This is a genomic window from Novosphingobium sp. PASSN1 (assembly GCF_002278815.1).
The window spans coordinates 77,980-101,217 of sequence record NZ_NKIS01000005.1 but is presented as its reverse complement, the minus strand read 5'-3'; the positions used below and the strand labels follow the sequence as shown (position 1 = coordinate 101,217).

The following is a 23,238-nucleotide window of genomic DNA, read 5'->3' as shown; positions in this document are numbered from 1 at the left end:
CCCTCATCGGAGCCACTTGCCCATGCCGATCCAGTTCGCCCGCCGTCTTGCCTTCTCCTGCGCTGCGAGCCTGCTTGCGCTGAGCGCTGCGGCACCTCTTGCAGCAGCGCCCGATGCCGATAGCGCCGCGCTCGCCCGCATCATCGATGAAGGCCTGAACCGCAGCGAGGCGATGACCACGGCTTCTGCGCTGATGGACCGCATCGGGCCGCGCCTCACCAATTCGGAAAACCACCGCCGCGCGGAAAGCTGGGCGATGGACCTCATGAAGAAGCAGGGCCTCGCCAACGTCCATGTTGAACCGTTCGAGTTCGGCGTGGGCTGGAACCTCGACAGCTATTCGGTGGCGATGGTCGCCCCGCGCGCCCTGCCGCTGACCGCCATTCCGGTGGCGTGGTCGCCGCCCACCTCCGGTATCCTGCGCGCCCCCGTGGTGATCGCGCCGATGTCGCGCGAGGAGCACTTTGCCGAATGGAAGGGCAAGCTGGCGGGCAAGATCGTGCTTGTTTCGCTGCCAGGCCAGACGAGCGAGAGCAAAGGTCCGGTGTTCGAACGCTATACCGATGCCCAGATCGCCGAGCTTGATACGTATACCAAGCCCGTGTTCGATCCCGATGCAGCAGCGCTGCAAGTGCGCAACCGTCGCTTTCAGGGCAAGCTGGCCGCGTTCCTCAAGGCCGAGGGCGCGGTGGCGATGGTCAAGATCAGCTACCGCGACGGGATGCTGGTCCACGGCGAAGGCTATGATTTCCAGCCGGGACAGACCCTTGCGCTGCCCGCCATCGAACTGGCGCAGGAAGACTACCGCCGTCTCGTGCGCCTCGCCAAGACCGGCCCCGCGCCGGAAATCGCGATCACTGTTGCCGCGCGCTACGACGAGAGCAATCTCAAGGCGGAGAACGTGGTTGCAGAAATCCCCGGCAGCGATCCCAAGGCCGGCTATGTCATGGCCGGCGCGCATTTCGACAGCTGGATTGCGGGCGACGGCGCGAACGACAATGGCGCGGGCAGCGTTACCGTGCTCGAAGCGGCGCGGCTGATTGCCAAACTGGGCGTGAAGCCCAAGCGCACGATCCGTTTCGTGCTTTGGAGCGGCGAGGAGCAGGGCCTGCTGGGCAGCCGCGCCTATATCGACCAGCACCTTGCCAGCCGCCCGGTCGATCCCGCGCTGAAGGGCATCGATTCCTACATCGCGTGGCGCAATGCCTTCCCGATCACGCCCAAAGCGGAGTACGGCCAGCTGAAGGCCTATTTCAACATGGACAACGGCTCGGGCCGGTTCCGCGGAATCTATACCGAAGGCAATCTTGGCGCGGACAAGCTGCTGCGCGAATGGCTCACCCCGTTCGACATGCTGGGCGCGGACAAGCTGGTGGTGAGCAAGACCGGCGGCACGGATCACGTCTTCATGCAGGCGATCGGCCTGCCCGGCTACCAGTTCATCCAGGACCCGCTCGACTACGACAGCCGCGTCCACCACTCCAATCTCGATACCGTGGACCACATGCGCGCCGACGACATGCGGCAGGCGGCGGTGGTGATGGCCGGTATGCTGTGGCAGGCGGCCAACAGCGACAAGGAACTGCCGCGCGCCGTGCTGCCGACCCAGCCCGTGCCGACCGACCCGTTCAAGGTGCGCGATCCGGCGCAGTGAGGGGTCGCTCCTGCGGGTGGCGGCACTGTGCTTCAGCTCGGCTTGATGGAGTACGGTTGATTTGCTTCTGGTCACCCCGTGCTCGACACGGGGTTAGGCTGTTCGTCTGGCGTTGTGCCCTCAAAGAAAAGCCTAGGCCCCGGATCAAGTCCGGGCCGACGATGTCATCTGATGTCATCCGGTTCTAGGATGAAGCAGCAATCACGCACCACTCCGCTTCACAAACTCATCGAACAGCGCGGGTGAAGAGGCCGCAAACAGGCCTTTTTGTCCGTGCTGATCGGTGCGGTAGGCGGAACCGTCGGGCCGCGCGGCCACGCCGCCAGCTTCGTTGACGAACAGCACGCCTGCCGCATGGTCCCACGGCAAAGTGCGCTCGAACACCGAAATGTCGTTCACGCCGAGGACAAGGCGCGGATACTGCTCAGCGGCGCAGCGCGGGATATCGACGAGGGTGTAGTAGGGCGCGATGCGCTGCTTCACCGCCTCGCGCGCTACGGGATCGAGGAACATCGTGCTGATCGCGGCAATCGGCGGGGTCTCGCCAGTGGTGCGCGCGGCCACGCGCTCGCCATTGACGAAAGCACCCTTGCCCTTGTGCGCCACGCACAGCCGGTCCTTCAGCGGATCATAGATCCAGCCCGAAAGAATCTCGCCGCCATCGCTGAACGAGATGATGATGCCGAACGGCGGCTTGCCCACGGCGAAGTTGTTGGTGCCGTCCACTGGATCGATGATCCAGCACGGCCCACTGTCGAGCCGGGCCGAGAGCGCAGGATCGGCATGGACCGCTTCCTCACCCACGACCGCCGCATCGGGCAGGATCGCAGACAGTCCTTCGGCGAGCATGACTTCGGCTTCGGTGTCAGCAATCGTCACCATGTCGTTGATCGCTTTGTCGATCACCTCATGCGCCGCCAGCGTCTGGTAGCGCGGCATGATGACTTGCGCGGAAACCCGGCGCAGCAGCGCGGCGACGGCGCTATCGAGCGCTGCGCTCACGACCGATAATCCGCGTTGATGGCGATGTAGCCATGCGTGAGATCGCAGGTCCACACCGTTGCGCGGCCTTCGCCAAGTCCGAGATCGACCTCGATGGTGATCTCCTGACCCTTGAGGTGCGCGGCGACGGGGGCTTCGTCATAATCGGGAAGGGGCTGGCCTTCGCGCGCGGCCCACACGCCGCCGAAGCCGATGGAAAGCCGGTCGCGGTCGGCGGGTTCACCCGCCTTGCCGACTGCCATCACCACGCGGCCCCAATTGGCGTCCTCGCCAGCGATGGCCGTTTTGACGAGCGGCGAATTGGCGATGGCGAGGCCGACGCGGCGCGCGCTGTCATCGCTCACCGCGCCCGATACAGTCACGGCAATGAACTTCTGCGCGCCTTCGCCATCGCGCACGACAAGGTGCGCGAGCTGGCGGCAGACGTCATGAAGCGCGGCGGCGAAGGCATCCGCGCCGGGGCTATCGGCCGAAACCAGCGGGGCATTGCCCGCTGCGCCAGTCGCGAAGGCCAGCACGGTGTCGCTGGTGGAGGTGTCGCTATCGACTGTGATGCAGGAGAACGTGCGCTGGTTGGCCTCCGCAAGGCAGGCTTGCAGGAAAGCGGGATCGACCGCCGCATCGGTGAACACATAGCCGAGCATCGTCGCCATATCGGGCGCGATCATGCCGCTGCCTTTAATGATCGCGCTGAGCGTCACCTTGATGCCGCCGACCATCGCCGTGGCCGTCGCGCCCTTGGCGAAGGTGTCGGTGGTGCCGATGGTGTTCGCCGCGTCTTCCCACGCGCAGGGCTCGGCAACCAGCGCCGCCTCGATCCCCGCGCGCGCCTTGTCCTTGGGCAGCGGCACGCCGATCACCCCGGTGGAGGAGACGAAGACCTCCTCGCGCGGGCAGGCCATATGCGCGGCAACCTGATCCATGATCGCCTCGACTGCCTCGCGCCCCCGGTATCCGGTGAAGGCGTTGGAATTGCCGGCGTTGACCACCAGCGCTCGCGCGCGGCCTTGCGCCACGTTCTGCCGTCCCAGTTCGACTTCCGAGGAGCAGCACACATTGCGGGTGAACACGCCCGCGACCGCCGTGCCTTCAGCCAGTTCGACAAACGTCAGGTCGCAGCGCCCCCAGTCCTTATAGCCGGCGCGGGCGATGCGCGGCGTGGCGCCAGCAATGGCGGGAAGCGCGGGGAAGGGCTGGGCGAGGGGGGAGCGATCATGGGCCATGCGCGCGGCCCTAGCGCGCTGCGCGGCGCGCTTCAATCACCGTGGAAGGCGTCACGCAACGCAATATTCTGCGGCTTGATGGTGGACCTTGGCAGCAAATCCGCCTATCTGCGCCTGCGATGCGGCTGTTGCTCGTCCTTCTTGCCCTGCTTTCGGGCCTGTCCCTTACCGAGGTGACGGCATCTTCCGCGCGTGCGGAAGTGGTCGGCGCGGCCTCGGGCACGGTGCTTGCGGCAAGCGCCGAGATCGGGGCGAGGGTCAGCCTTGCCAAGGCCCAGCGGCCGAGCGGCGAAGTCCGCATTGCTGCTGCGCCCGCGATTGCGGCACCCGCACCGATCCGTGCGATCAGCATCGCCCTTTCGGACCGCCCGCGCGAATAGCGCGCGGTTTCCAGTTTTATCCCGCTCCGCCTCCGTGCGGACGCCTGACCAGCGCGGCCTTTTTTCGCGCACTCCATTCCACAACAGGATTCCAGCCATGTTCGGCAGCATCGCCAAGGCCATTTTCGGTTCTTCCAACGATCGTTACGTCAAGTCGCTCGACAAGATCGTGCGCGCCATCGCCTCGCTCGAGCCCGAAATGCAGGCGCTCAGCGATGAGGAACTGCAGGGCCAGACTGCCAAGCTGCGCGGCCAGCTGGAGGCGGGCAAGACGCTCGACGACATCCTGCCCGAAGCTTTCGCCACCTGCCGCGAGGCCTCGCGCCGCGTGCTTGGCATGCGCCACTTCGATGTGCAGATGATCGGCGGCATCGTGCTCCACCGCGGCGAGATCGCGGAAATGCGCACCGGCGAGGGCAAGACGCTGGTGGCGACGCTCGCGTCCTACCTCAATGCCATCGAGGGCAAGGGCGTCCACGTGGTCACGGTGAACGACTATCTCGCCCGGCGCGACGCGGAATGGATGGGCCAGATCCACAAGTTCCTCGGCCTCACGGTGGGCGTGATCGTGCCCAACATGAACGAGTACGAGCGGCGGCAGGCCTATGAGGCCGACATCACTTATGCCACCAACAACGAGCTCGGCTTCGATTACCTGCGCGACAACATGAAGCACGAGCGCAGCCAGATGGTGCACCGCCCGTTCAACTTCGCGATTGTCGACGAAGTGGACTCGATCCTGATCGACGAGGCGCGCACCCCGCTGATCATTTCCGGCCCGACCGACGACAAGAGCGAGCTTTATGTCTCGGTCGATGCGGTGGTGAAGCAGATCGATCCCACGCTCTATGAAGCGGACGAGAAGACCAAGAACATCTCGCTGACCGAAGACGGCGTGGAATGGACCGAGCGCAAGCTGGAGGAAGCAGGGCTGCTCGTCGGCTCGAACCTCTATGACGTCGAGAACACGATGGTGGTCCACCACCTCGATCAGGCGCTCAAGGCCAATGTCATGTTCAAGCGCGACATCGACTATATCGTGAAGGACGACAAGGTCGTCATCATCGACGAGTTCACCGGGCGCATGATGGACGGGCGGCGCTGGTCAAACGGCCTGCACCAGGCGGTCGAAGCCAAGGAAGGCGTGCAGATCGAGCCCGAGAACCAGACGATGGCCTCGATCACCTTCCAGAACTTCTTCCGCATGTATCCCAAGCTTTCGGGCATGACGGGAACGGCGGCGACGGAAGCGCCTGAGTTTTTCGATATTTACAAGATGAACGTCGTAACCATTCCCACCAACGTGCCGGTGCAGCGCGTGGACGAGGAAGACGAGTTCTACAAGAATACGCAGGACAAGTTCCAGGCCATCGCGAAGCTGATCCGCGCGCGGTACGATACCGGCCAGCCGGTGCTCGTGGGCACGGTTTCCATCGAGAAGTCGGAAATGCTCTCCGAGTTCCTCAATCAGGAAGGTGTGAAGCACAGCGTGCTCAACGCGCGGTTCCACGAGATGGAAGCCCATATCGTGGCCCAGGCGGGGCGGATCGGCGCGGTGACCATCGCCACCAACATGGCCGGGCGCGGCACCGACATCCAGCTGGGCGGCAATGTCGAGTTCCGGGTGGAAGACGAACTGCGCGATGTGCCCGAAGGGCCGGAGCGCGAGGCAGGCATTGCGCGGATCAAGTCCGAAGTGGCCGAGGAAAAAGCCAAGGTGCTGGCCGCGGGCGGCCTGTGCGTGATCGGCACCGAACGGCACGAAAGCCGCCGCATCGACAACCAGCTGCGCGGCCGTTCGGGCCGTCAGGGCGATCCGGGGCTTTCCAAGTTCTACCTCTGCCTTGAAGACGATCTCCTGCGCATCTTCGGGCCGGACACGCTGTTTGCGCGCATGATGAATTCCAACCTTGCCGACGGCGAGGCGATCGGTTCACGCTGGCTGTCCAAGGCTATCGAGACCGCGCAGAAGAAGGTCGAGGCGCGCAACTACGACGTGCGCAAGCAGGTTGTCGAATACGACAACGTGATGAACGACCAGCGCAAGGTGATCTACGAGCAGCGCGCCGACATCATGGACGCCGAGGCGGTGGATGACGTCGTGCTCGACATGCGTCAGGACACGATCAATGCCATCGTGGGCGATGCCTGCCCGCCGGGATCCTATCCAGAGCAGTGGAACGTGGCTGCGCTGGCGGAGCGCGTGGGCGAGACGCTTGGCCTCGAATTGCCGCTGGATGCCTGGACGCACGAAGATGGGCTGGAGCCCGAAGTGATCGAGGAACGCATTGCCGCGTTCGCCGAGGAAAAGATGGCTGGCAAGCTGGCGTCGGTGGAGCTTGCGTCATGGCGCAACCTTGAAAAGTCGGTGCTGCTCGAGCGGCTTGACCACCACTGGAAGGAACACCTCGCCACGCTCGATGCGCTGCGGCAGGTCGTGTTCCTGCGCGCCTATGCGCAGAAGACGCCGATCAACGAATACAAGCAGGAAGCCTTCGGGTTGTTCGAGAAGATGCTGGAAGCGATCCGCGAGGACGTGACCCGCATCCTGATGACCAGCGAAATCCGCATGGGCGCGCCGGAAGATTTCCAGCTGCCCGAACTGCCCGATTTCCTGACCAGCCACATCGATCCGCTGACAGGCGAGGATGATGCGCGTCCGGTCCCCGCCGGCGCGCTGTTCGGTACGTTCACGCCGCCGATGGCAGGCTCAGGCGCTCTCGCCGCGCCGGGCGAGGATCCCTTTGCAGGCATGGGCATCAGCCGCAACGCGGCTTGCCCGTGTGGTTCGGGGCAGAAGTACAAGCACTGCCACGGCGCGCTGGCCTGAGGGAGCGCCAATCCGCCCGCGTCTTAACTGGCACCTTGGTTGAGAAAGCGGCGCTATGACGCTGTTTCCATTGCAGTAAGTAATTCTACGTGGCAATCTGTTCGGGCTGTCACGGGCGCGTCGGTGCGTGCGCGGCGATCCGTCGCTGCAATCAGGCGTTTGTGCCGAGTCGAAACGGGCTGGGGTCCGATTTGGTGCAGATCTGCGAATTACCGCGTCTTTTCAATAATTTGTGAAAGTACTTAACCCGTTTGACTCGCAGTCGCAGCGCTTGCTACGCGGGTTGTCAAATAGAACACCGTGGACGCAACGCACGCAACATAGCAGACGAGGGCCTCCACAATGCACGAGGGTGCGACCAGCAGCAGGCGAAGGGCGTTTACCGTCCTTGGATGCTGGCGTTCGCTTGCTCTCGCCAGCGCGGTACTCGTGTCGCCGCTGCTCCATCCCATCGCTGCTGCGGCGCAAGTCAGTTCGCCAACCATTTCCGGTCCCAGCCGCGATGAATTGGGCGGGATCACGCGCGCGCCGGCGGTACAGGCTCCCCGGCTAACGGTTTCGGGCGGGATCGAGCGGTCGGGTTGTCCGCTGGCCGACCCGCAGTTCGCGAATATCACCACCACGATCACTTCGGTCACGTTTAATGGGCTCAAGGGCGCGACGGCGGCTGAAATGGAAGCGGCATGGAGGCCGCTCGCCGGAACGCCGCAGCCAATTGCGGTGCTGTGTGAGATCCGCGATGCCGCAGCGACCATCCTGCGCGGCAAGGGTTATCTGGCCGCGGTGCAAGTGCCGGTGCAGCGCATCGAGAACGGGCAGGTCCGCCTCGAAGTGCTTTACGCCCGGATCACCGCGATCCGCGCCCGGGGTGAGACGCGCGGCGCGGAACGCAAGCTCACGGCCTATCTTGGCCATCTGACCCATGATGAAGTGTTCGATCGCAACCGGGCCGAACGCTATCTGCTGCTGGCGCGCGATCTGCCGGGCTATAACGTCCAGCTCACCTTGCGCCCGGCGGGCACTGCCCCGGGCGATCTGATCGGTGAAGTAACCGTTCTTCGGCAGGTATTTACGGCCGATTTCTCAGTTCAGAACCTCGCTTCTGCGGCAACCGGGCGTTGGGGCGGGCAGCTGCGCGCACAGGCCTTCGGCATCACCGGCATGGGCGATGCCACCACGGTTTCCTATTACACCACGTCCGACTTTCGCGAGCAGCGCATCCTGCAGGCCAGCCATGAATTCCGGCCGGGCAGCGAAGGGCTGCTGGTTGGGGCATCGCTGACCTATGCGTGGACCCGCCCCGATCTCGGGCAGCCGAACGGCGGCGCGGTGCTCGATGCGCGCACGCTGCTGGCCAGCCTTTATGCGCGCTATCCGCTGCAGCGTTCGCAGGCCGGCGATCTCTGGATCGGGGCCGGTTTCGATCTCCTCAACCAGAGCACCACGCTGATCGTGCCGTTGAGCCGCGACCGCTTGCGGGTGGCGTGGGCAAGGCTTGATTTCGACCGGGTTGATCTGACGCGGGCCGAACCGGGCTGGCGGATCAGCGGTTCGCTCGAGGTACGGCAGGGCCTTGCCGGGCTCGGCGCCAGTCCTTCGTGCCTTGGTGCGGCTTGCAATGGGCGGGTGCCAACCAGCCGGTTTGACGCAACGCCCGCTGCCACGGTGGTGCGCGGCGAAGTGGAATACGAGCGGGCATTGGGGCGCTTCTCGCTCTCCCTCCATCCGCGCGGCCAGTATGGCTTCCGCAAGGTGCTGGGCTTCGAGGCCTTTGCGCCGGGCAACTACACGGTCGGGCGCGGCTATGATCCGGGCACGATCACCGGCGATAGCGGGCTGGGCGTGGCCACCGAACTGCGCGGGCCGCACTTGCTGATCGGCAAGGGCAACGCGCCGGTTGTCCAGCCATTCGCGTTCTTTGATGCGGCCTGGGCGTGGGATCGCGGCGCAGGCAAGGCGCAGCGCCTGTCTTCGGTGGGCGGCGGCATCAGGGCGGATATCGGCAGCCGCTTCCGGCTCGACGCCAGCCTTGCAGTACCGCTGGACCGGGCCGGGCTGACCGGGCGCAAGCCCGCACCGCGTTTGCTCGTGTCGCTCACCACCCGCCTTGTGCCCTGGGGAGGCCGCTGATGCGCTGTGCCCTTTCAAGAGGTGGCTCTCTGCTCGCGCTCGCTGCCATGCTGGCGGCAGCGCCGCACAGGAACGCGCAGGCGCAGTCGTTCAATGCCACTGGTGTGTTCTCCGTCGGTGCCGGTGCCATCGATGTGGCGACAGCGGGCCAGACCACGGTCTCGCTCGATCTGCCGGTGGCCGTGATCGACTGGTCCACGAATGAAGCGGCGGGCGCCGGGCCGATCAATTTTCAGTCCGCCGGAACAACGGCAACCTTCGTGAACCGGGATGCGGCCGATTTCACGGTACTCAATCGCATTCTGCCCAATGACATCACGCGCCCGGTGCAGTTCAACGGCACGGTGATCAGCCAGTTGCAGACGGCGGCAACCGGTGCGGTGACACGGGGCGGAACCCTGTTTTTCTATAGCCCCGGCGGCATCGTGGTGGGGCCTACCGGCGTGTTCAATGTCGGCAATCTGGTGCTGACGGCGTCGGATTTGCCGCTTGATCCCGTAACGGGAGCGTTCGGGACGGCGGGAACCTATTCGTTCCTTCCCGCCAATGCCGGCAGCCAGGTCGAACTTCGCCCCGGCGCGCAGATCACCGCCGGGGTGGGTGGCGCCTATGTCGCGCTGGTGGCGCCGCGTGTGATTAATTCCGGCGCGATCAACGTCGATGGTTCGGCGGTCATCGTGGCGGCCGATGCCTCCACCATCACGTTCCGCCCGAGCGGGTTGTTTGATATCCAGATCGATCAAGGCACCAGCGCGACCGGTGAAGTCGTGACCAACACCGGCACGATTACCGGCCCGGCAGGCAATGCGACCGCCGCGCACCGGGTCTATTTCGTCGCGGTGCCGCGTAACGATGCGATCACCATGGCAATCCAGGCTGGCAGCACGCTGGGCTTTGATGTTGCCGGAGCAGCAGATGTTGATGGCAATGCCATCGTGCTTTCGGCGGGATACAACATCGCGGGCGGCACCATCGAGGCGACCCGCGCCCCGGCAAGCGCCCCGGTAGGCGCAGGGCTTGCCATCGGCGCGATCACGGCGACTTCGCAAGTGACCGGGCAGGCGACCGGAACGGCCTCGCTCACCGTAAATGCCGCACAAGCGGGCAACTTTGCTTCGAACGTCAGCCTATCGGGCGTTCAGGACCCAGCGGCGGCAACAACCGATTCCGCGTTTGTCATCGTTTCGGGTGTCGGCTCGACGCTCGACATCACCGGGGACCTCACTGTCCGCTCGCTGGATGCCGGCGTCGTTCTCGGCAACACGGCGCCCGATAGCACGCCCGCGCACATCGATGTGAGCCGGGGGCGGCTGACGGTGCTGGGCAACACCACCATCGACGCCAGCCGCACCGGGTTTGCCGGCAATGCGGCGATCGGCGGCGCGGCATCGCTGACCGCCCGGAACGGCGCCACCGTGGATCTCAGGCGCAATCTGGTGATCACCGGCGACGGGGTCGGCGAAGCTACGGGCAGTTCTGTGGCAGTTGCCACGGGATCGGGAACGGGTGGCAGTGCGCGGCTTCTGGTCGACAACGGTTCCAGCGTTGCGGTCATCGGCAGTGCGACTGTCCGGGCTAATGGTGATGGCGGCCTTGCGCTGGATACCGGGTTGGTCGGTGGCCCCGGTACGGGCGGCATTGCGCGGGTCGAGGGAGGCATCGGCGGCGGGACGATCACCGTCGGCGGCACGCTGGACGTGCAGGCTCGCGGCACCGGCGCGGACGGCAGCTTTTGCTTCTTCTGCGGGGTGGAAGGCGGCGCGGGGCTGGGCGGCTCTGCAGGCATCGACCTGACGCCCGCATTGAACCTCACCGCCAGTCAGACCGTTACAGTCGATGCGACCGGCACGGGCGGCAAGGCTTCTGACCCGAGCAGCGGCACGGGCGGCGGTGCCGGCACTGGCGGCGAAGCTTTCGTGTTTTCAACGGGTGGCAGCCTCACCGCGTTGGCCAGCCTCTCGGTCCGCGCCAGCGGGGTCGGCGGTATCGGGGCGCTGGATGATACTGGCGTTTCCGGTTCGACCGGCTTTGGCGGTTCGGGCGGCGATGGCCTCGGCGGTTTGGCCTTCATCGCAGCGGGCGATGCCGGCACGCCCGGCGGGGCCGGCGCGATCGCGGTCACGAGCGGTGTCGATGTTCAGGCCAACGGGATCGGCGGGGCGGGCGGTACTGGCGGCAGCGGGAGTGGCGGTATCGCAACGCTAACTGCACGCCAGGGGACCGCTAGCGGCGCGTCGCTGAGCGTGCAGGCTTTCGGCGGCGGCGGGGCAAGCGCAAGCGGCGGCACCGCCGGGGCCGGTCTCGGCGGAAATGCCGAAGTGATCGCCTACAGCGCGTTGGAGGGTGGTTCGAACGTCAGCTTCGCGGGAACGACGATCAATGCCCGCGGCACGGGCGGCGCGGGCAGCACGCCGCTGTTTGGCGGAGGCGCGGGCAGCGCGGGCGGCAGCGGAACAGGCGGCCAGGCGCAGGCACTGGCTGAAGCAGGCAACGGTGTTCTCAGTCTAGGCGGATTGGTGCTGGCCGCGACGGGCGCGGGCGGCGCAGGAGGCAAAGGCGGCAGCGCCGTCAGCGTTGGGCCGGGCGGCAATGGCGGCGCGGGCGGCGCGGGCAGGGGCGGCACCGTGAGGCTTGGTGTCGTGGCCGGGCTGGGTACGGGCGGTCCGGCTTCGGGGTCGGCCAGTTTCGGGGGCACCACCGCTAACGCAGGTGCTACGGGCGGTCTTGGCGGAGCGGGCGGCGCTGGCGGTACGCCCGGTGTGGCGGGTACGGGCGGCAGCGCGGTGGGCGGCTATGCCACACTGGTCGTGCAAGGCGGACCGGTTACGTTCAGTAGCAACGCGATCATCGAGGCCGACGCGACAGGCGGTGGCGGCGGCAGCGGGACCGGAACGGGCGGTGCGGCGACAATCGGCAGGACCGGTAGTGGGCCAGGCGGTGTCCAACTGAGCGTGGATGGCGGGAACCTTGTCGCTGCGGATTTTCTGTTCAGCGCTCAGAGCACTGGCGGAAAGGGCGGAACGGCGGGAGCCGCGACCGTGCTGGACCAGCCGCTGAGTTTCCTCTTGAATGGCGGCTCGATTACAGGCGGCAATCTTGATTTCCTCGCGGCCGGCGATGCGGCGTCGGGGTCCTTGCCTTCGGTGATTGCGCTGGCGGGCGGTGACACCACCTTGACCGGCAACCTGAACTTCAGCACCCCCGGCACGCTCACGGCGACATTCGACGGCGCGGACGTGCGCAGCGTCAACGCCGCGATAACGGCAGGCGATTGGCTGGAGGGTGCGGTACCGGTCGGCACGGCGGGGACGCTGTTTGCCACTGGCGATCTGTCGTTCACATCCGGCAATGATGTTTTCGCGCATCTTTCGGGCAACAGCGGCAATGCGCTCACCGTCATTGCGACCGGGCGTGTGCGGCTCGACGATCTCACCTCGCTCGCCGCCGTCACAGTGAATGCTGGCACGACCATCTCGCTCGGCAATATTGCCGCCGGCAGTACCGTCTCGGCCAATGCGCCCGGCGATGTCGCGGTCGGCACGGTGTCCGCCGGCAGCTCGGCCGTGCTGTTCTCCGGTGCGGCCCTGTCCAGCGGCGGGGTGACGGCGGGGCAGAACGTCGATTTTCTCGGCCTGTCCAGCCTCACTTTGAGCGGTACGGCGCAGGCGGGCGATTCGGTCCTGCTCGGCTCCGGCGGCGATATCACCACGGGCTCGCTCTCTGCGGGGCTGGTCAGTCCATCGGCAGCGCCCACCGCGACTTACGGGATCATCGTCTCCGCCGATGGCGCGCTGGCCTTGGGCGATCTTGCGGCCGCGCACGATATCACGCTGTTCACGCCGCAGTCTGTCAGTGCGGGATCGATATCCGGGCGCGAAGTGCTGGTTCTGGCGGACGGCGCGCAGACGCTTGGCGCGATCACGGCATCGGGCCGGGTGCTCCTTGCTGGCAATGCGATGACCGCGATCGGCGGCGATCCGTTCGATGGCTTTGATCTCGGCGCGGTGCTGGCAGCGGCTCCGATCGCCGGAAGCGGGCCAATCAGCGTCGCCGGGCCGACCGCCGCCGGCGCGCTGACGACCATCGCGCTGGGCGATGTCACCGTAGGCGGCGTGGTCACCACGCGCACCGCAACGGCAAGCGGCGCGGTCGATCTGCGCGCTGGCGGTGCGCTCACCGCAGGGGCCATCACCGCGCAGGACGGGATAACCCTGAATGCAGGCACGACGCTGGACCTCGCGTCGGCGCAGGCTGGCGGCCTTCTGTCCATGAACAGCGTCGGCACGATCACCGCGGGCGACTTGTTCGGCGGGGCCGGTGTCACCATTGGCGGCCTTGGCGCCGTGACCGCCGGTGTCGTGACCGCGGGCGGTGGCGGCGCTGCCACGCTCATCACGTCTGGCGGGGCAATGGAGCTCGCCTCGGTCGTCGGCGGCAATAGCGCCGTCACGCTTTCTGCAGGCGGCGTGCTCACCAGCGGCGATATCGCGGGCGATGCGGTGACCGTAACCGGCAACGACACCGTCTCGCTCGGCGCGGTGACCACCCTGACCGGTGGCGCGGCGTTGGGGGCAACCAACACGCTGGTGGCAGGAGCCATCTTTGCAGGCGGCAACGTCCTGCTGGAAAGCACGTCCGGCAGCGTGACGGTCGGCAGCATCGGCTCGCTAACGGGCACGGTGGCGATAACCGCGCCCGGTGCAGTGGCGGCAGGGGCCACGCAGGCGGCACTGGGCCTCTCCATCAGTTCGGGGACGGATATCGGCCTTGTATCGGGCACGACCGATAGCGGCGATCTGCTGCTGGATGGTCTGGGCACGATCACGAGCGGCAATCTCGGGGCTGCGGACGGCCGGGTGATCGTCACGGCAGGCGGCGCGGCAGACTTGGGCGATCTGTCGGGCAATAGCGTCGATGGCAGTCCATCCGTTCAGGTTTCAACCGGCACGGCGCTGACCGTGGGCAATGCGACCTCGCTGGCGGCCAATCTTGAATTGACCAGCGGCGGCGCGCTGACCGCCGGCAATCTCGCCGCCGCCAGCGGCATGATTGCCTTGTTTGCGGACGGCGCGCTTGGCGCGGGCAACCTCAGCGGAACATCGGTGGCTGCAACGGCCGGGGCCAGCCTTGGCACTGGCGCGGTGACCGCGACCAGTGGCGGCGTTTCGCTCACCGCCGCTGGCGACCTGACCGGCGCAGCGATCAGTGCCTTCAGCTCGATCGCGCTTGTCAGCACGGGCGGCGGCGTTGCGGTCGGTGATCTTGCGTCATCGGGCAGCTCGGTCGGCCTGACGGCCAATGGCGCGGCCAGCACTGGGAATATCTCTGCCGCGAGCGGCATCACGGCGAGCGCGGGCGGCAATCTCGGCATCAGTTCGGCCAGCACTGCTGCGGGCGACGTGACGCTTGATGCGGGCGCTGATCTTGTGGCTGGCGACCTCACGGCATCTGCGGGGCGAGTGCTGGCGGCGGCAGGCGGATCGGCTGCGCTGGGTAATCTGGCGGCTGCAGGTCTGGCGGGCGGCGTTGGCATGCGCGTTTCGGCGGGGACGACGCTGACGCTGGGCAAGGCGGATGTTGCGGCCGGAACGCTCGATCTGGCGAGCACCGGCGCGCTGACGGCGGGGGATCTGACGGCGGCGGACGGCGTGACGGTTGCGGGCCTTGCGGCTGTCACGGCGGGTGCGGTGCAAGCGGCAGCGGGCCGTGCATCATTGTCTGCAGCAGGCGATCTGCTGACGGGCGCGGTGACGGCGTCTGGCACGGTCACGCTGGTGAGCAGCGCTGGCGGGGTGAAAGCCGGTGCGCTGGTATCGGCTACGGGCGGGGCGACGGTTACCGCCAAGGGCACGCTGGAGCTGGTCTCGGTCAGTGCGGGCGATCTTGTTACGCTCGGCAGCGACGGGGCGATGACGGTGGGCGATCTGGCCGGGGCTGGCGGCGTTGGCGTGACGGGCCTCGCCGCGGTGACGACCGGGCGCCTGGGTTCGAGCGGCGGCAGTGTCTCGGTCAGCGCGGGCGGTGATCTTGCTTCGGGCGCGGTGACGGCGGGCGGCGGCGTCTCGCTGACCAGCGGCAGCGGCGCGCTGCGCGTGGGCGATGTGGCCGCGACCGGCGGAACCGCCGCGCTGAGCGCCGCTGGCGCGATTGCGTCCGGCGCGGTGACGGCGGCGAACGGGATCACGGCGAGCGGGGGCGGCAACCTTGGCATCACGTCGGCCAGTTCCGCAGCGGGTGACGTCACGCTGGATGCGGGCGCAGATCTCACGGCCGGCGATCTCACCGCAACGGGCGGCCGTTTGTATGTCACAGCGGGCGGCGCGGCGGTGCTGGGCAATCTGGCAGCGGCAGGTCTGTCGGGCGGCGTGGGCATGCGCGCCTCGGCGGGCACCACGCTGTCGCTGGGCAACGCGGCCGCCACGGCGGGTGAGCTGCGTCTGGTCAGCGGCGGGGCGATGACGGCCGGTGATCTTGCCGCAAATGGCGGCGCGCTGACGCTGCGCTCGGGCGCGGCGCTCGATGCGGGCGCGATCAGCGGGCAGAGCGGCATCGCGCTGACGGCGGCGGGGAACGCCACGCTGCGCGGGGCGGCAACGTCGGCCGCGGGTGACGTCACGCTTGACGTCACGGGTGCGCTCGATGCCGGGGCCGTGCGGGCTGCGGCCGGATTGGTGCGGATCGCGGCGAGCACCGGGGCAACGACCGGCGCGCTCTCCGCCGGGACCACGCTCACCGCAAGCAGCAACGGCGCGCTGGTGACAGGCGACCTTGCTGGTTCCGCGATCAGTCTGGCGGCAGGAACGACGCTCACGACGGGGCAGGCCAGCGCAAGCTCGGGCGGCGTAACGCTGAGCGCAGCGGGCGATATCGTTGCCGCAGGCCTATCGGCTCCCGGGGCGATCACGCTTTCCAGCAGCGGCGGCAATGCCGCGGTGGCGGGCGCGATCGAGGGAGGCGCTGACGTGACGCTGACCGCTGCGGGTAACCTGACTTTGCGCGACATTACCGCAGCGGGCGCGCTGGAACTGGGCGGCGCGGCGCTTGCCCTTGGCAATCTGCGCGCGGCTGAGGTTGGCGTGCTCGCGCGGGCCGGGCTTTCGGCAGGCACCGTAGCGGCAACGGGCGGCGCAGCGACACTGGCTGCAACCGGCGATCTGGCGGCGGGTGCGATCACGGCGACTGGCGCTGTCTCGGCCAGCAGCAGCGGCGGCGCGGTCACCACTGCTGCGGTCTCGGCAGGGGGCAATCTCACGCTTGTTTCCGCCGCCGATCTGGCCGCTGGCGCATTGCGCGCTGGCGGTGCGCTTCTGGCGAGCGGGCGTACTGTTCGCCTCGCCGACGTCAGCACGGCATCTGCCCGGCTCTCGGCAGGCGGCGATCTGGCCTTTGGCGATGTGACGACCCTTACCGGCGATGTCGTGATCGGCAGCGCCGGTGCGGTGACGGGCGGCGCGATTGCGGCAGGGGGCAGGGTTGCGCTCAGCAACACGGCGGGCGCGGTCACGCTGGGCAATCTTGCTGCGGCGGGCAACATTCTCCTCTCGGCCGCTGGCGATCTTGGCGTGGGCGATGTGCGCACGGCCAGCGAAACGGTCGAGCTGCGCGCGAATGCCGGTTCGCTGACAGCGGGTTCGATCACCGCAGGCACGGATACGGTGCTCATCGCATCGGGCGATCTTGCGGTCGGGACAGTCCGCGCGCGGGATATCTTGCTGCTGGCAGGCGGCGCGGTGCGCGGGGCGAGCCTGGTTTCGCCGGACGGACGCATCCTCGCCGCCAGCAACACCGTTGGCACAGCTGGCGGCGCGATTGGCGCGTTCAATTTCAACGCCGTGTTCGCCGAGCCGCTGGTTGCCGCGGGCGGCGGCATCACGCTCACCGGGCCGGTTACGGGTGGCACCTTCACCGCCGCCGTTGCTGGCGATGCGCAGCTTCAGGGTATCACCGCCTCGCGCAGCATTCTGGTCGACGCTGGCGGCACGGTGCAGCTGGGCGGGGTGTGGGGTGCGCCTTCGATCGTGCTGCGCGCCAATGACCTCGTGATGCCTGCGGGTTCGGGCCTTAACGCCGGAGTTTCCGGCACGATCTCGCTGGTTTCGCGCAATGCGGCGGGTCTGCGCATCGGCGACGGGCTGGACGGCAGCGTCGTGCCTGACAGCGCCTTTGCGCTCAGCAATGCCGAATGGGGCCGCATCAACAGCGGCTCGCTCAGCGTGTTCGGCCTTGATGGCGCTGGGGCCGTCGATATCCTGATCGGCAAGCTGGATGTGACCGGCCCCGATGCCGGAAGCACGATCGACGATCCGGCAGGCAGCGTCCGTTTCAGCACCGGCGCTGCGCCGACCTCCGGGCCGAGCGGCACCATCCGCATCGCCGGTGCGCTGAATGCCGCCGGGTTCCGCGCCGCCAACGCGCTGATCTTCCGCACCGGCCAGTTCCAGCTTGCCGCCGACACCGGCAGCATTGCCGTATTGGGCCGGGGCGATGCCCTTTCCGGCTCGCTGCGGATCGAGGCAAACGATATCCATGTCGCGGCAACACCGCTGCTGGCGCGGCTTTCCGCCGACCCGTTCTTCACCGGGTTGGAGTCTGCGCTCGATCAGGAAAGCGCCGGGGCCAGCGGGCCGGTGGTGCGGGCGGGTGCGCTCGATTTCACCGTTGGGCGCAGCTTCTATATCCAGCGCACCGGAAGCGGCACCGATCCGCTGGGCTTTGAGGAACCGCTTGATGGCTTCAAGGTGCGCCCGGCAGGATCGGGTCGCATCGCGGTGATCATCAACGGCACGTTCCGCACTGCCGCTGGCCTTGTCAGTGGAGCGGAAGCGTGGCGGCAGTTCAAGGCCAGCGGCGCAGATATTTCCGGCTTTACTGCCGACAGCCGCCTCAACGGCTGTCTGCTGGCGGCGGCAACCTGCGGCGTGGATGTGCCCGATGTCCCGCGCGATCCCGATCCCGGTATTCGCACGCTGATTGACGTTATCGAGGAGCCGCCGCTCGACGATGCGCCAGCCGATCCCGAAAAGCCTGAGGAGAAGCGCGATCCTGCGGTGCTGAACGCGATCATGCCGCCCGCAATCGTATTGCCCGTCCAGCCGGATGCCTTGCCGGGCCACATCGACGAACCGATTGCAGGCAGCGGCAATCCGGCACTGATGGGCGGCCAGCTATGAACTGCGTGGCCATGAAGTGCGCATCAGCCCTTCTCGTAGCGGTCGCCATGCTGGCCGGATCGTTCGTCCCCGCCGATCTTGCGGCGCGCACGCTGCCGATCTCGGTGCGCAGCAACTTCCGGCTCGGTTCGGCGGGTGTGGTCTGCACGGCGCAAATTGCCCCGCGCGATCCGCGCCTCGAAGGCATGTTCGACCGTGCCTACACGCTTTCGTGCCGCGATGCCGCAGGCCCGGTGGGCACGCTGGTCGCGGTTCGCCGCGTCATGCCGGTCGATGCGGCGCCTTTGCCTGGCGTGCCTGCCGCTGCCGGGCCGGCGCGGGTCTGCGGGCCAGTGGGCCGCGCGCCCATCGACGCGTTGGGCGATGTGCGGGCCTTGCTCTGCCGAGATCCAACCGGCGGGCTCGATTATCGGCGCTATGGCCTGACGCGCGGCGACACCACGTATTTGGTCGAGGGCCTTGCCGCCTATGATGGGGCGCTGCGCCTGGCGCTGGCCAGCGTGGTGCTGAACCGGGCGGTGCCGGGCGAGATCAAGGTCGCCACCACCGACGTGACCGACGCCGCCGCGTTTGCGCGGCTGCAGGCCGGTCTGCTCGATCCGCGCGGTGTGCGCGGTGAGGGCTATTTGCGCAACAATGGCAGCAGCTTTGCCGAATCTGCTGCGTTTTTCGAAGTGCTTGCCGAAAAGGCGCGCAGCCAGAAGGGCGAGCAGGCGGAAATGGCCGAAGCCCTTGCCAATGAAGGCCTGCAGCAATCCAACCTCGGCAATTTCGAGGCCGCCGCGCGCCTGTTTGGCAGCAGCGAAAGCGCGGCGCTGACCGGCGATGGCCTCGCCCAGCGCCTGTTGCGCAATTACCGCGCGCTCGATCAGCTTAACCAGCGCCGCCCCGATGGCGCAGCGGCCGCGCTGGCAAGGCCGGTCGATCCGGTCAACGCGGTGTTCGATGGCGCGCGGCTTGCCGATGGCGTGATCAATCTGCCGCTGGCCGAAGCGATCAACCGCGAAAACACCGCGACCCGCCGCATGGGCGCGCCCGATCCGGCGCTGACCCGCGCCGAAAAGGCCGAGATCCTCGATGCGCAGGCTCAGGCCATCGGCGCGACAGCGGCGCGGATGGCGGGCCGCACCGAGGAAGCCGTTGCCGCGTTCAATCAGGCGCGCGAGCGGCTTGCGCTTGTGCGCGGCGGGCAAGTCGCCTCGATTGTCTGGCTGACCGCGGAAATCGACATCGAACTTGCGCAGATTGCCGGGGCTGCTGGACGGACAGCCGAGGCGCTGGCCGGGTTCGACCGCGCCATTGCCGCGCTCGATGCGGCGTACCCGTCATCGCCTGCCGTGCTATCGGCAAAGGCGCGCAAGGCCGGGTTCCTGCTGGCCGCAGGAGAGCGGGAGCCTGCCCGCGAGCTGTTCGCCGCCGTTGTCGCGCAGAGCGCTGCAGTTCCCGATAGCGGCACCACGCTGCGCGATCTGCTCGCGCCTTATTTTGCCTTGCTGGCGGGTGAGGGCGGCGAAGGTGCAGCGGTGGCCGCGTTTGCCGCCGCGCAAGTGCTTGAGCGGCCCGGTGTCGCGCAGACTCAGGCGATCCTTGCGCGCCAATTGGCCGAGGGTAACGATGGGGCTGCGGCGCTGTTCCGCCTTTCGCTGGCGCGCAGCCGCGATATCGTGCGCGCCGAGGGCGAGGTTGCCCGGCTCGGCGCGCTGGCCAATCCCGGCACAGCCGAAATTGCCGAACTGGCGAGCCAGCAGGACGTGCTGACAGGCCTGCGCCGTGAACAGACCCAGATCCTCGCGCAACTTTCCGCCTTTCCGCGCTACACCGCGCTCGCGCCGAAGCGGGTGGCGCTGGCGGACATGCAGGCGGCGCTGAGGGGCGGTGAGGCCTATTACAAGCTCGTCGCTGTCGGGCAGGACCTTTACGGGCTCTATGCGAGCGCGGGTTCGGCGCGGCTGTTCGCGCTGCCGCTGTCGCGCGCAGACCTTACGCGTGAGGTGCAGGCGATCCGCAACAGCATCGTCACCATCGAAAACGGCAAAGTGGTCAACCGTCCCTTCGATCTCGATCGTTCGCGTGCGCTCTATCTGGCGCTGTTCGGCCCGGTCGATGGCGATCTTGCGGGCGTGCGCCATCTGGTGTTCGAACCCGATGCGGCGATGCTCCAGCTGCCCCCGGCGGTGCTGGTGACAGCGGACGCGGGCATTGCCGCCTACAAGGCGCGCACGGTCGATATCGATGCCGATGCCTTCGATTTCACCGGGATCGCGTGGCTGGGGCGGGGCCGGGCGATCTCGATCGCGGTCAGCCCGCGTGCGTTTCTTGATCTGAGGGCTTTGGCCCCGTCAGCTGCGCAGCGGCCCTATCTCGGGCTTGGCGCCAATGCTGTGCCGCAGCAGCGCCCGATCACAGCCGTGGCCGATAGCTGCGATTGGCCGCTGGCCGTGTGGCAGCGCCCGGTAAAGCCCGATGAACTGATGTTTGCGGCGAGGACCATCGGCGGCGCAAGCGTGGTGAAGACGGGAACCAGCTTTACCGATGCGGCGCTGCTCGACGATCCGTCACTCGATCAATACCGCGTGCTGCATTTCGCCACGCACGGCCTTGTCTCCGCCCCGCGCAAGGATTGCCCGGCGCGCCCGGCGCTGGTGACGAGCTTTGCGGACAAGGGCTCGGACGGCCTGCTCAGCTTCCGCGAGATCTTTGACCTCAAGCTCGATGCCGATCTCGTGATCCTTTCCGCCTGCGATACGGCGGGCATGGCCACGGTTGCCGCGAGCCGCGAGGCGGGGGTGACGACCGGCGGCAACTATGCGCTCGACGGGCTGGTGCGCGCCTTCACCGGCGCGGGTGCGCGGGCGGTAATCGCCAGCCATTGGCCGGTGCCCGATGAGTATGATGCAACGCGGCGGCTGATCAGCGGGCTGGTTGCGGGCAAGGCCGGGGAATCGGTGGGCGACGCGCTGGCCGGGGCCGAGGCGAAGCTGATGGACGATCCGCTGACCTCGCACCCATTCTACTGGGCGGCGTTCGTGGTCGTCGGCGATGCGGCCAAGCCTGCGATGACTGCTGCACCGCGCCATTGACAAAGGCCAGCGGCGCATAAATCCGATCAGGGCTGGACCTCGCGCCTTCGCTGATGCACAATAACGGCATGCGATAGGGCCATGACAGCGAGTCATGGCTTTGATCGCAATAAATCCGGCCTCGCTGGCCACCACAGGAAGGAGAGCACCGCAAGCCGTTGTCTCGATGACCGCATGGGAGAGTCCGGATTTTGATCCGGCGCCGACGGAGCAACCCCCCAGGAAACTCTCAGGCACCAGGAACCGTGTGGTCTTGACACTCTGGAGAGTGATGGCGCCCCCGAACGGTTATGCGTTTGGAAAGCAGCCATCCGCCGACGGAGAAAGCCGTATGGTAGGGTCACGCGCAACACGTGCGTGAGACCGAAGCGGTCAAGCTCTCAGGCACAAGCGACAGAGATGGGGAAATGAACGCCGCGCTGGTCCGCAAGGGCCGGAGCCACGCATTTCACTCATCAAGGAGCACTGCTCATGTCGCATTTTGCGGTTATTGGCGCCGGCATTACCGGCATTACCACGGCTTACGCGCTGCTCGAGCGCGGGCACCACGTCACTGTCATCGATCGCCAGCCCCTGCCGGCCATGGAAACCTCGTTCGCCAACGGCGGGCAGCTTTCCGCCAGCAATGGCGAAGTGTGGAACTCGGTCGGCACCGTGTTCAAGGGGCTGCGCTGGATGGCGCGGCGCGATGCCCCGCTGCTGTTCAATCCGCGCCCTGGCTGGCACAAGTTTTCCTGGATCGCCGAATTTCTGAAGGCGATCCCCAAGCATGACGCCAACACGGTGGAAACGGTGCGGCTCGCCATCGAGGCACGCAAATACCTGTTCGATCTGGCGGAGCGCGAAGGCATCGATTTCGACCTTGAGAAGCGCGGCATCCTCCACATCTACCGCAATGCCGCCAGCTTCGCCGATGCCGCACGCACCAACGAACTCGTGCGCACGGGCGGACTGGACCGCTTTCAGGTCAGCCCCGAGGACATGCGCAAGATCGACCCAACTGTCACCGGCGACTACTGCGGCGGATACTTCACCCCCTCCGATGCGACCGGCGACATCTGCAAGTTCACGCGCGGCCTTGCCGCCGCGTGCGAGCGCAAGGGCGCAGTGCTGCAGCTGGACCGCGCTGTTCAGGCTATCGCGGTGCACGATCGCGGCGTCACCATCCGCACTGCCAGCCTCACCGACGCACGGATCGAGGATGTCGGGCACTTCGACGGGCTGGTGATCTGCGCCGGGGTCGGCAGCCGCCGCCTTGCCGCGATGATCGGCGATCGGGTGAACGTCTATCCGGTCAAGGGGTACTCGATCACCGTGATGATGCGCGATGAGGCCAGTCAGGCCGCTGCGCCGTGGGTCAGCCTGCTCGACGAGGACGCCAAGATCGTCACCTCGCGGCTTGGCAAGGACCGCTTCCGCGTGGCGGGCACGGCCGAATTCAACGGCGAGAACCGCGATATCCGCGCCGACCGCATCGCGCCGCTGGTGAACTGGGTGCGCCAGCTGTTTCCCGGCGTCGGTGTGGGGGAAGTACTGCCCTGGGCCGGGCTGAGGCCAATGCTGCCCGACATGATGCCCCGCGTCGGCGCCGGGCAGCGTTCGCGGGTGTTCTACAACACCGGCCACGGCCATCTGGGCTGGACGCTCAGCGCCGTTACCGCGCAGATGGTGGCGGCCACGATCGACCAGTCGCTCGAAAGTGAAGCCGCACTTCGGCCCACACTGCGAGTCGCCTGACCTGCTCCGCGATACGTAGAATACCGCATGTG

The 23,238-nt window shown here is 67.2% G+C and carries 9 protein-coding genes and 1 riboswitch; of the genes, 7 read left to right on the top strand and 2 right to left on the bottom strand.

The genetic code is table 11. The features are described 5' to 3' along the window. The first annotated feature begins 22 nt into the window (after positions 1-22). The gene (locus tag CFE35_RS10240) at positions 23-1,654 is read left to right on the top strand and encodes a M20/M25/M40 family metallo-hydrolase (protein WP_292930498.1); all 1,632 of its coding nucleotides are present in this window, start codon (positions 23-25) and stop codon (positions 1,652-1,654) included. 201 nt (positions 1,655-1,855) lie between these two features. Here CFE35_RS10240 and CFE35_RS10235 read toward each other — a convergent pair whose 3' ends face one another. Both CFE35_RS10235 and argJ read right to left on the bottom strand, forming a co-directional pair. After that, positions 1,856-2,656, bottom strand: coding sequence for an inositol monophosphatase family protein (locus CFE35_RS10235; RefSeq protein ID WP_292930497.1), 801 nt, complete (start codon positions 2,654-2,656; stop codon positions 1,856-1,858). Further along, on the bottom strand, positions 2,653-3,879 hold the full coding sequence (argJ, locus tag CFE35_RS10230) for a bifunctional glutamate N-acetyltransferase/amino-acid acetyltransferase ArgJ (protein ID WP_292930496.1): 1,227 nt from the start codon (positions 3,877-3,879) through the stop codon (positions 2,653-2,655). Before argJ ends, CFE35_RS10235 begins: the two co-directional genes overlap by 4 nt. Positions 3,880-3,998: 119 nt before the next feature. Here argJ and CFE35_RS10225 point away from each other — a divergent pair, with 119 nt between their 5' ends. The 6 genes from CFE35_RS10225 (at position 3,999) to CFE35_RS10200 (ending at position 23,206) form a co-directional block, all read left to right on the top strand. Continuing rightward, a complete protein-coding gene (locus tag CFE35_RS10225) occupies positions 3,999-4,259 on the top strand; it encodes a hypothetical protein (RefSeq protein ID WP_292930495.1) in 261 nt (86 codons plus the stop codon). Between the two features lie 97 nt (positions 4,260-4,356). Then, entirely contained in the window at positions 4,357-7,089 is a 2,733-nt protein-coding gene (gene secA, locus CFE35_RS10220; RefSeq protein WP_292930494.1) for a preprotein translocase subunit SecA, read from the top strand. A 429-nt stretch (positions 7,090-7,518) separates the two neighbouring features. Further along, positions 7,519-9,219: a ShlB/FhaC/HecB family hemolysin secretion/activation protein gene (locus CFE35_RS10215; RefSeq protein ID WP_292930493.1), complete on the top strand. Its 1,701-nt coding sequence runs from the start codon at positions 7,519-7,521 to the stop codon at positions 9,217-9,219. Next, the gene (locus CFE35_RS10210) at positions 9,219-18,389 is read left to right on the top strand and encodes a hypothetical protein (protein ID WP_292930492.1); all 9,171 of its coding nucleotides are present in this window, start codon (positions 9,219-9,221) and stop codon (positions 18,387-18,389) included. Before CFE35_RS10215 ends, CFE35_RS10210 begins: the two co-directional genes overlap by 1 nt. 11 nt (positions 18,390-18,400) lie before the next feature. Next, on the top strand, positions 18,401-21,469 hold the full coding sequence (locus CFE35_RS10205) for a CHAT domain-containing protein (RefSeq protein ID WP_292930491.1): 3,069 nt from the start codon (positions 18,401-18,403) through the stop codon (positions 21,467-21,469). A gap of 165 nt (positions 21,470-21,634) precedes the next feature. Beyond that, a riboswitch (glycine riboswitch) is annotated at positions 21,635-21,725 on the top strand. A 215-nt stretch (positions 21,726-21,940) separates the two neighbouring features. Next, positions 21,941-23,206 (top strand): D-amino acid dehydrogenase, encoded by a 1,266-nt coding sequence (locus CFE35_RS10200; protein WP_292930490.1) that lies wholly within the window; start codon positions 21,941-21,943, stop codon positions 23,204-23,206. Positions 23,207-23,238 lie beyond the last annotated feature (32 nt).

Excerpts from the sequence above, each read along its gene's own strand:
- CFE35_RS10200 (WP_292930490.1), top strand. The coding sequence starts at position 21,941 with ATGTCGCATTTTGCGGTTATTGGCGCCGGCATTACCGGCATTACCACG.
- CFE35_RS10210 (WP_292930492.1), top strand. The coding sequence starts at position 9,219 with ATGCGCTGTGCCCTTTCAAGAGGTGGCTCTCTGCTCGCGCTCGCTGCC.
- CFE35_RS10205 (WP_292930491.1), top strand. The coding sequence starts at position 18,401 with ATGAAGTGCGCATCAGCCCTTCTCGTAGCGGTCGCCATGCTGGCCGGA.
- secA (WP_292930494.1), top strand. The coding sequence starts at position 4,357 with ATGTTCGGCAGCATCGCCAAGGCCATTTTCGGTTCTTCCAACGATCGT.
- CFE35_RS10225 (WP_292930495.1), top strand. The coding sequence starts at position 3,999 with ATGCGGCTGTTGCTCGTCCTTCTTGCCCTGCTTTCGGGCCTGTCCCTT.
- CFE35_RS10240 (WP_292930498.1), top strand. The coding sequence starts at position 23 with ATGCCGATCCAGTTCGCCCGCCGTCTTGCCTTCTCCTGCGCTGCGAGC.
- argJ (WP_292930496.1), bottom strand. The coding sequence starts at position 3,879 with ATGGCCCATGATCGCTCCCCCCTCGCCCAGCCCTTCCCCGCGCTTCCC.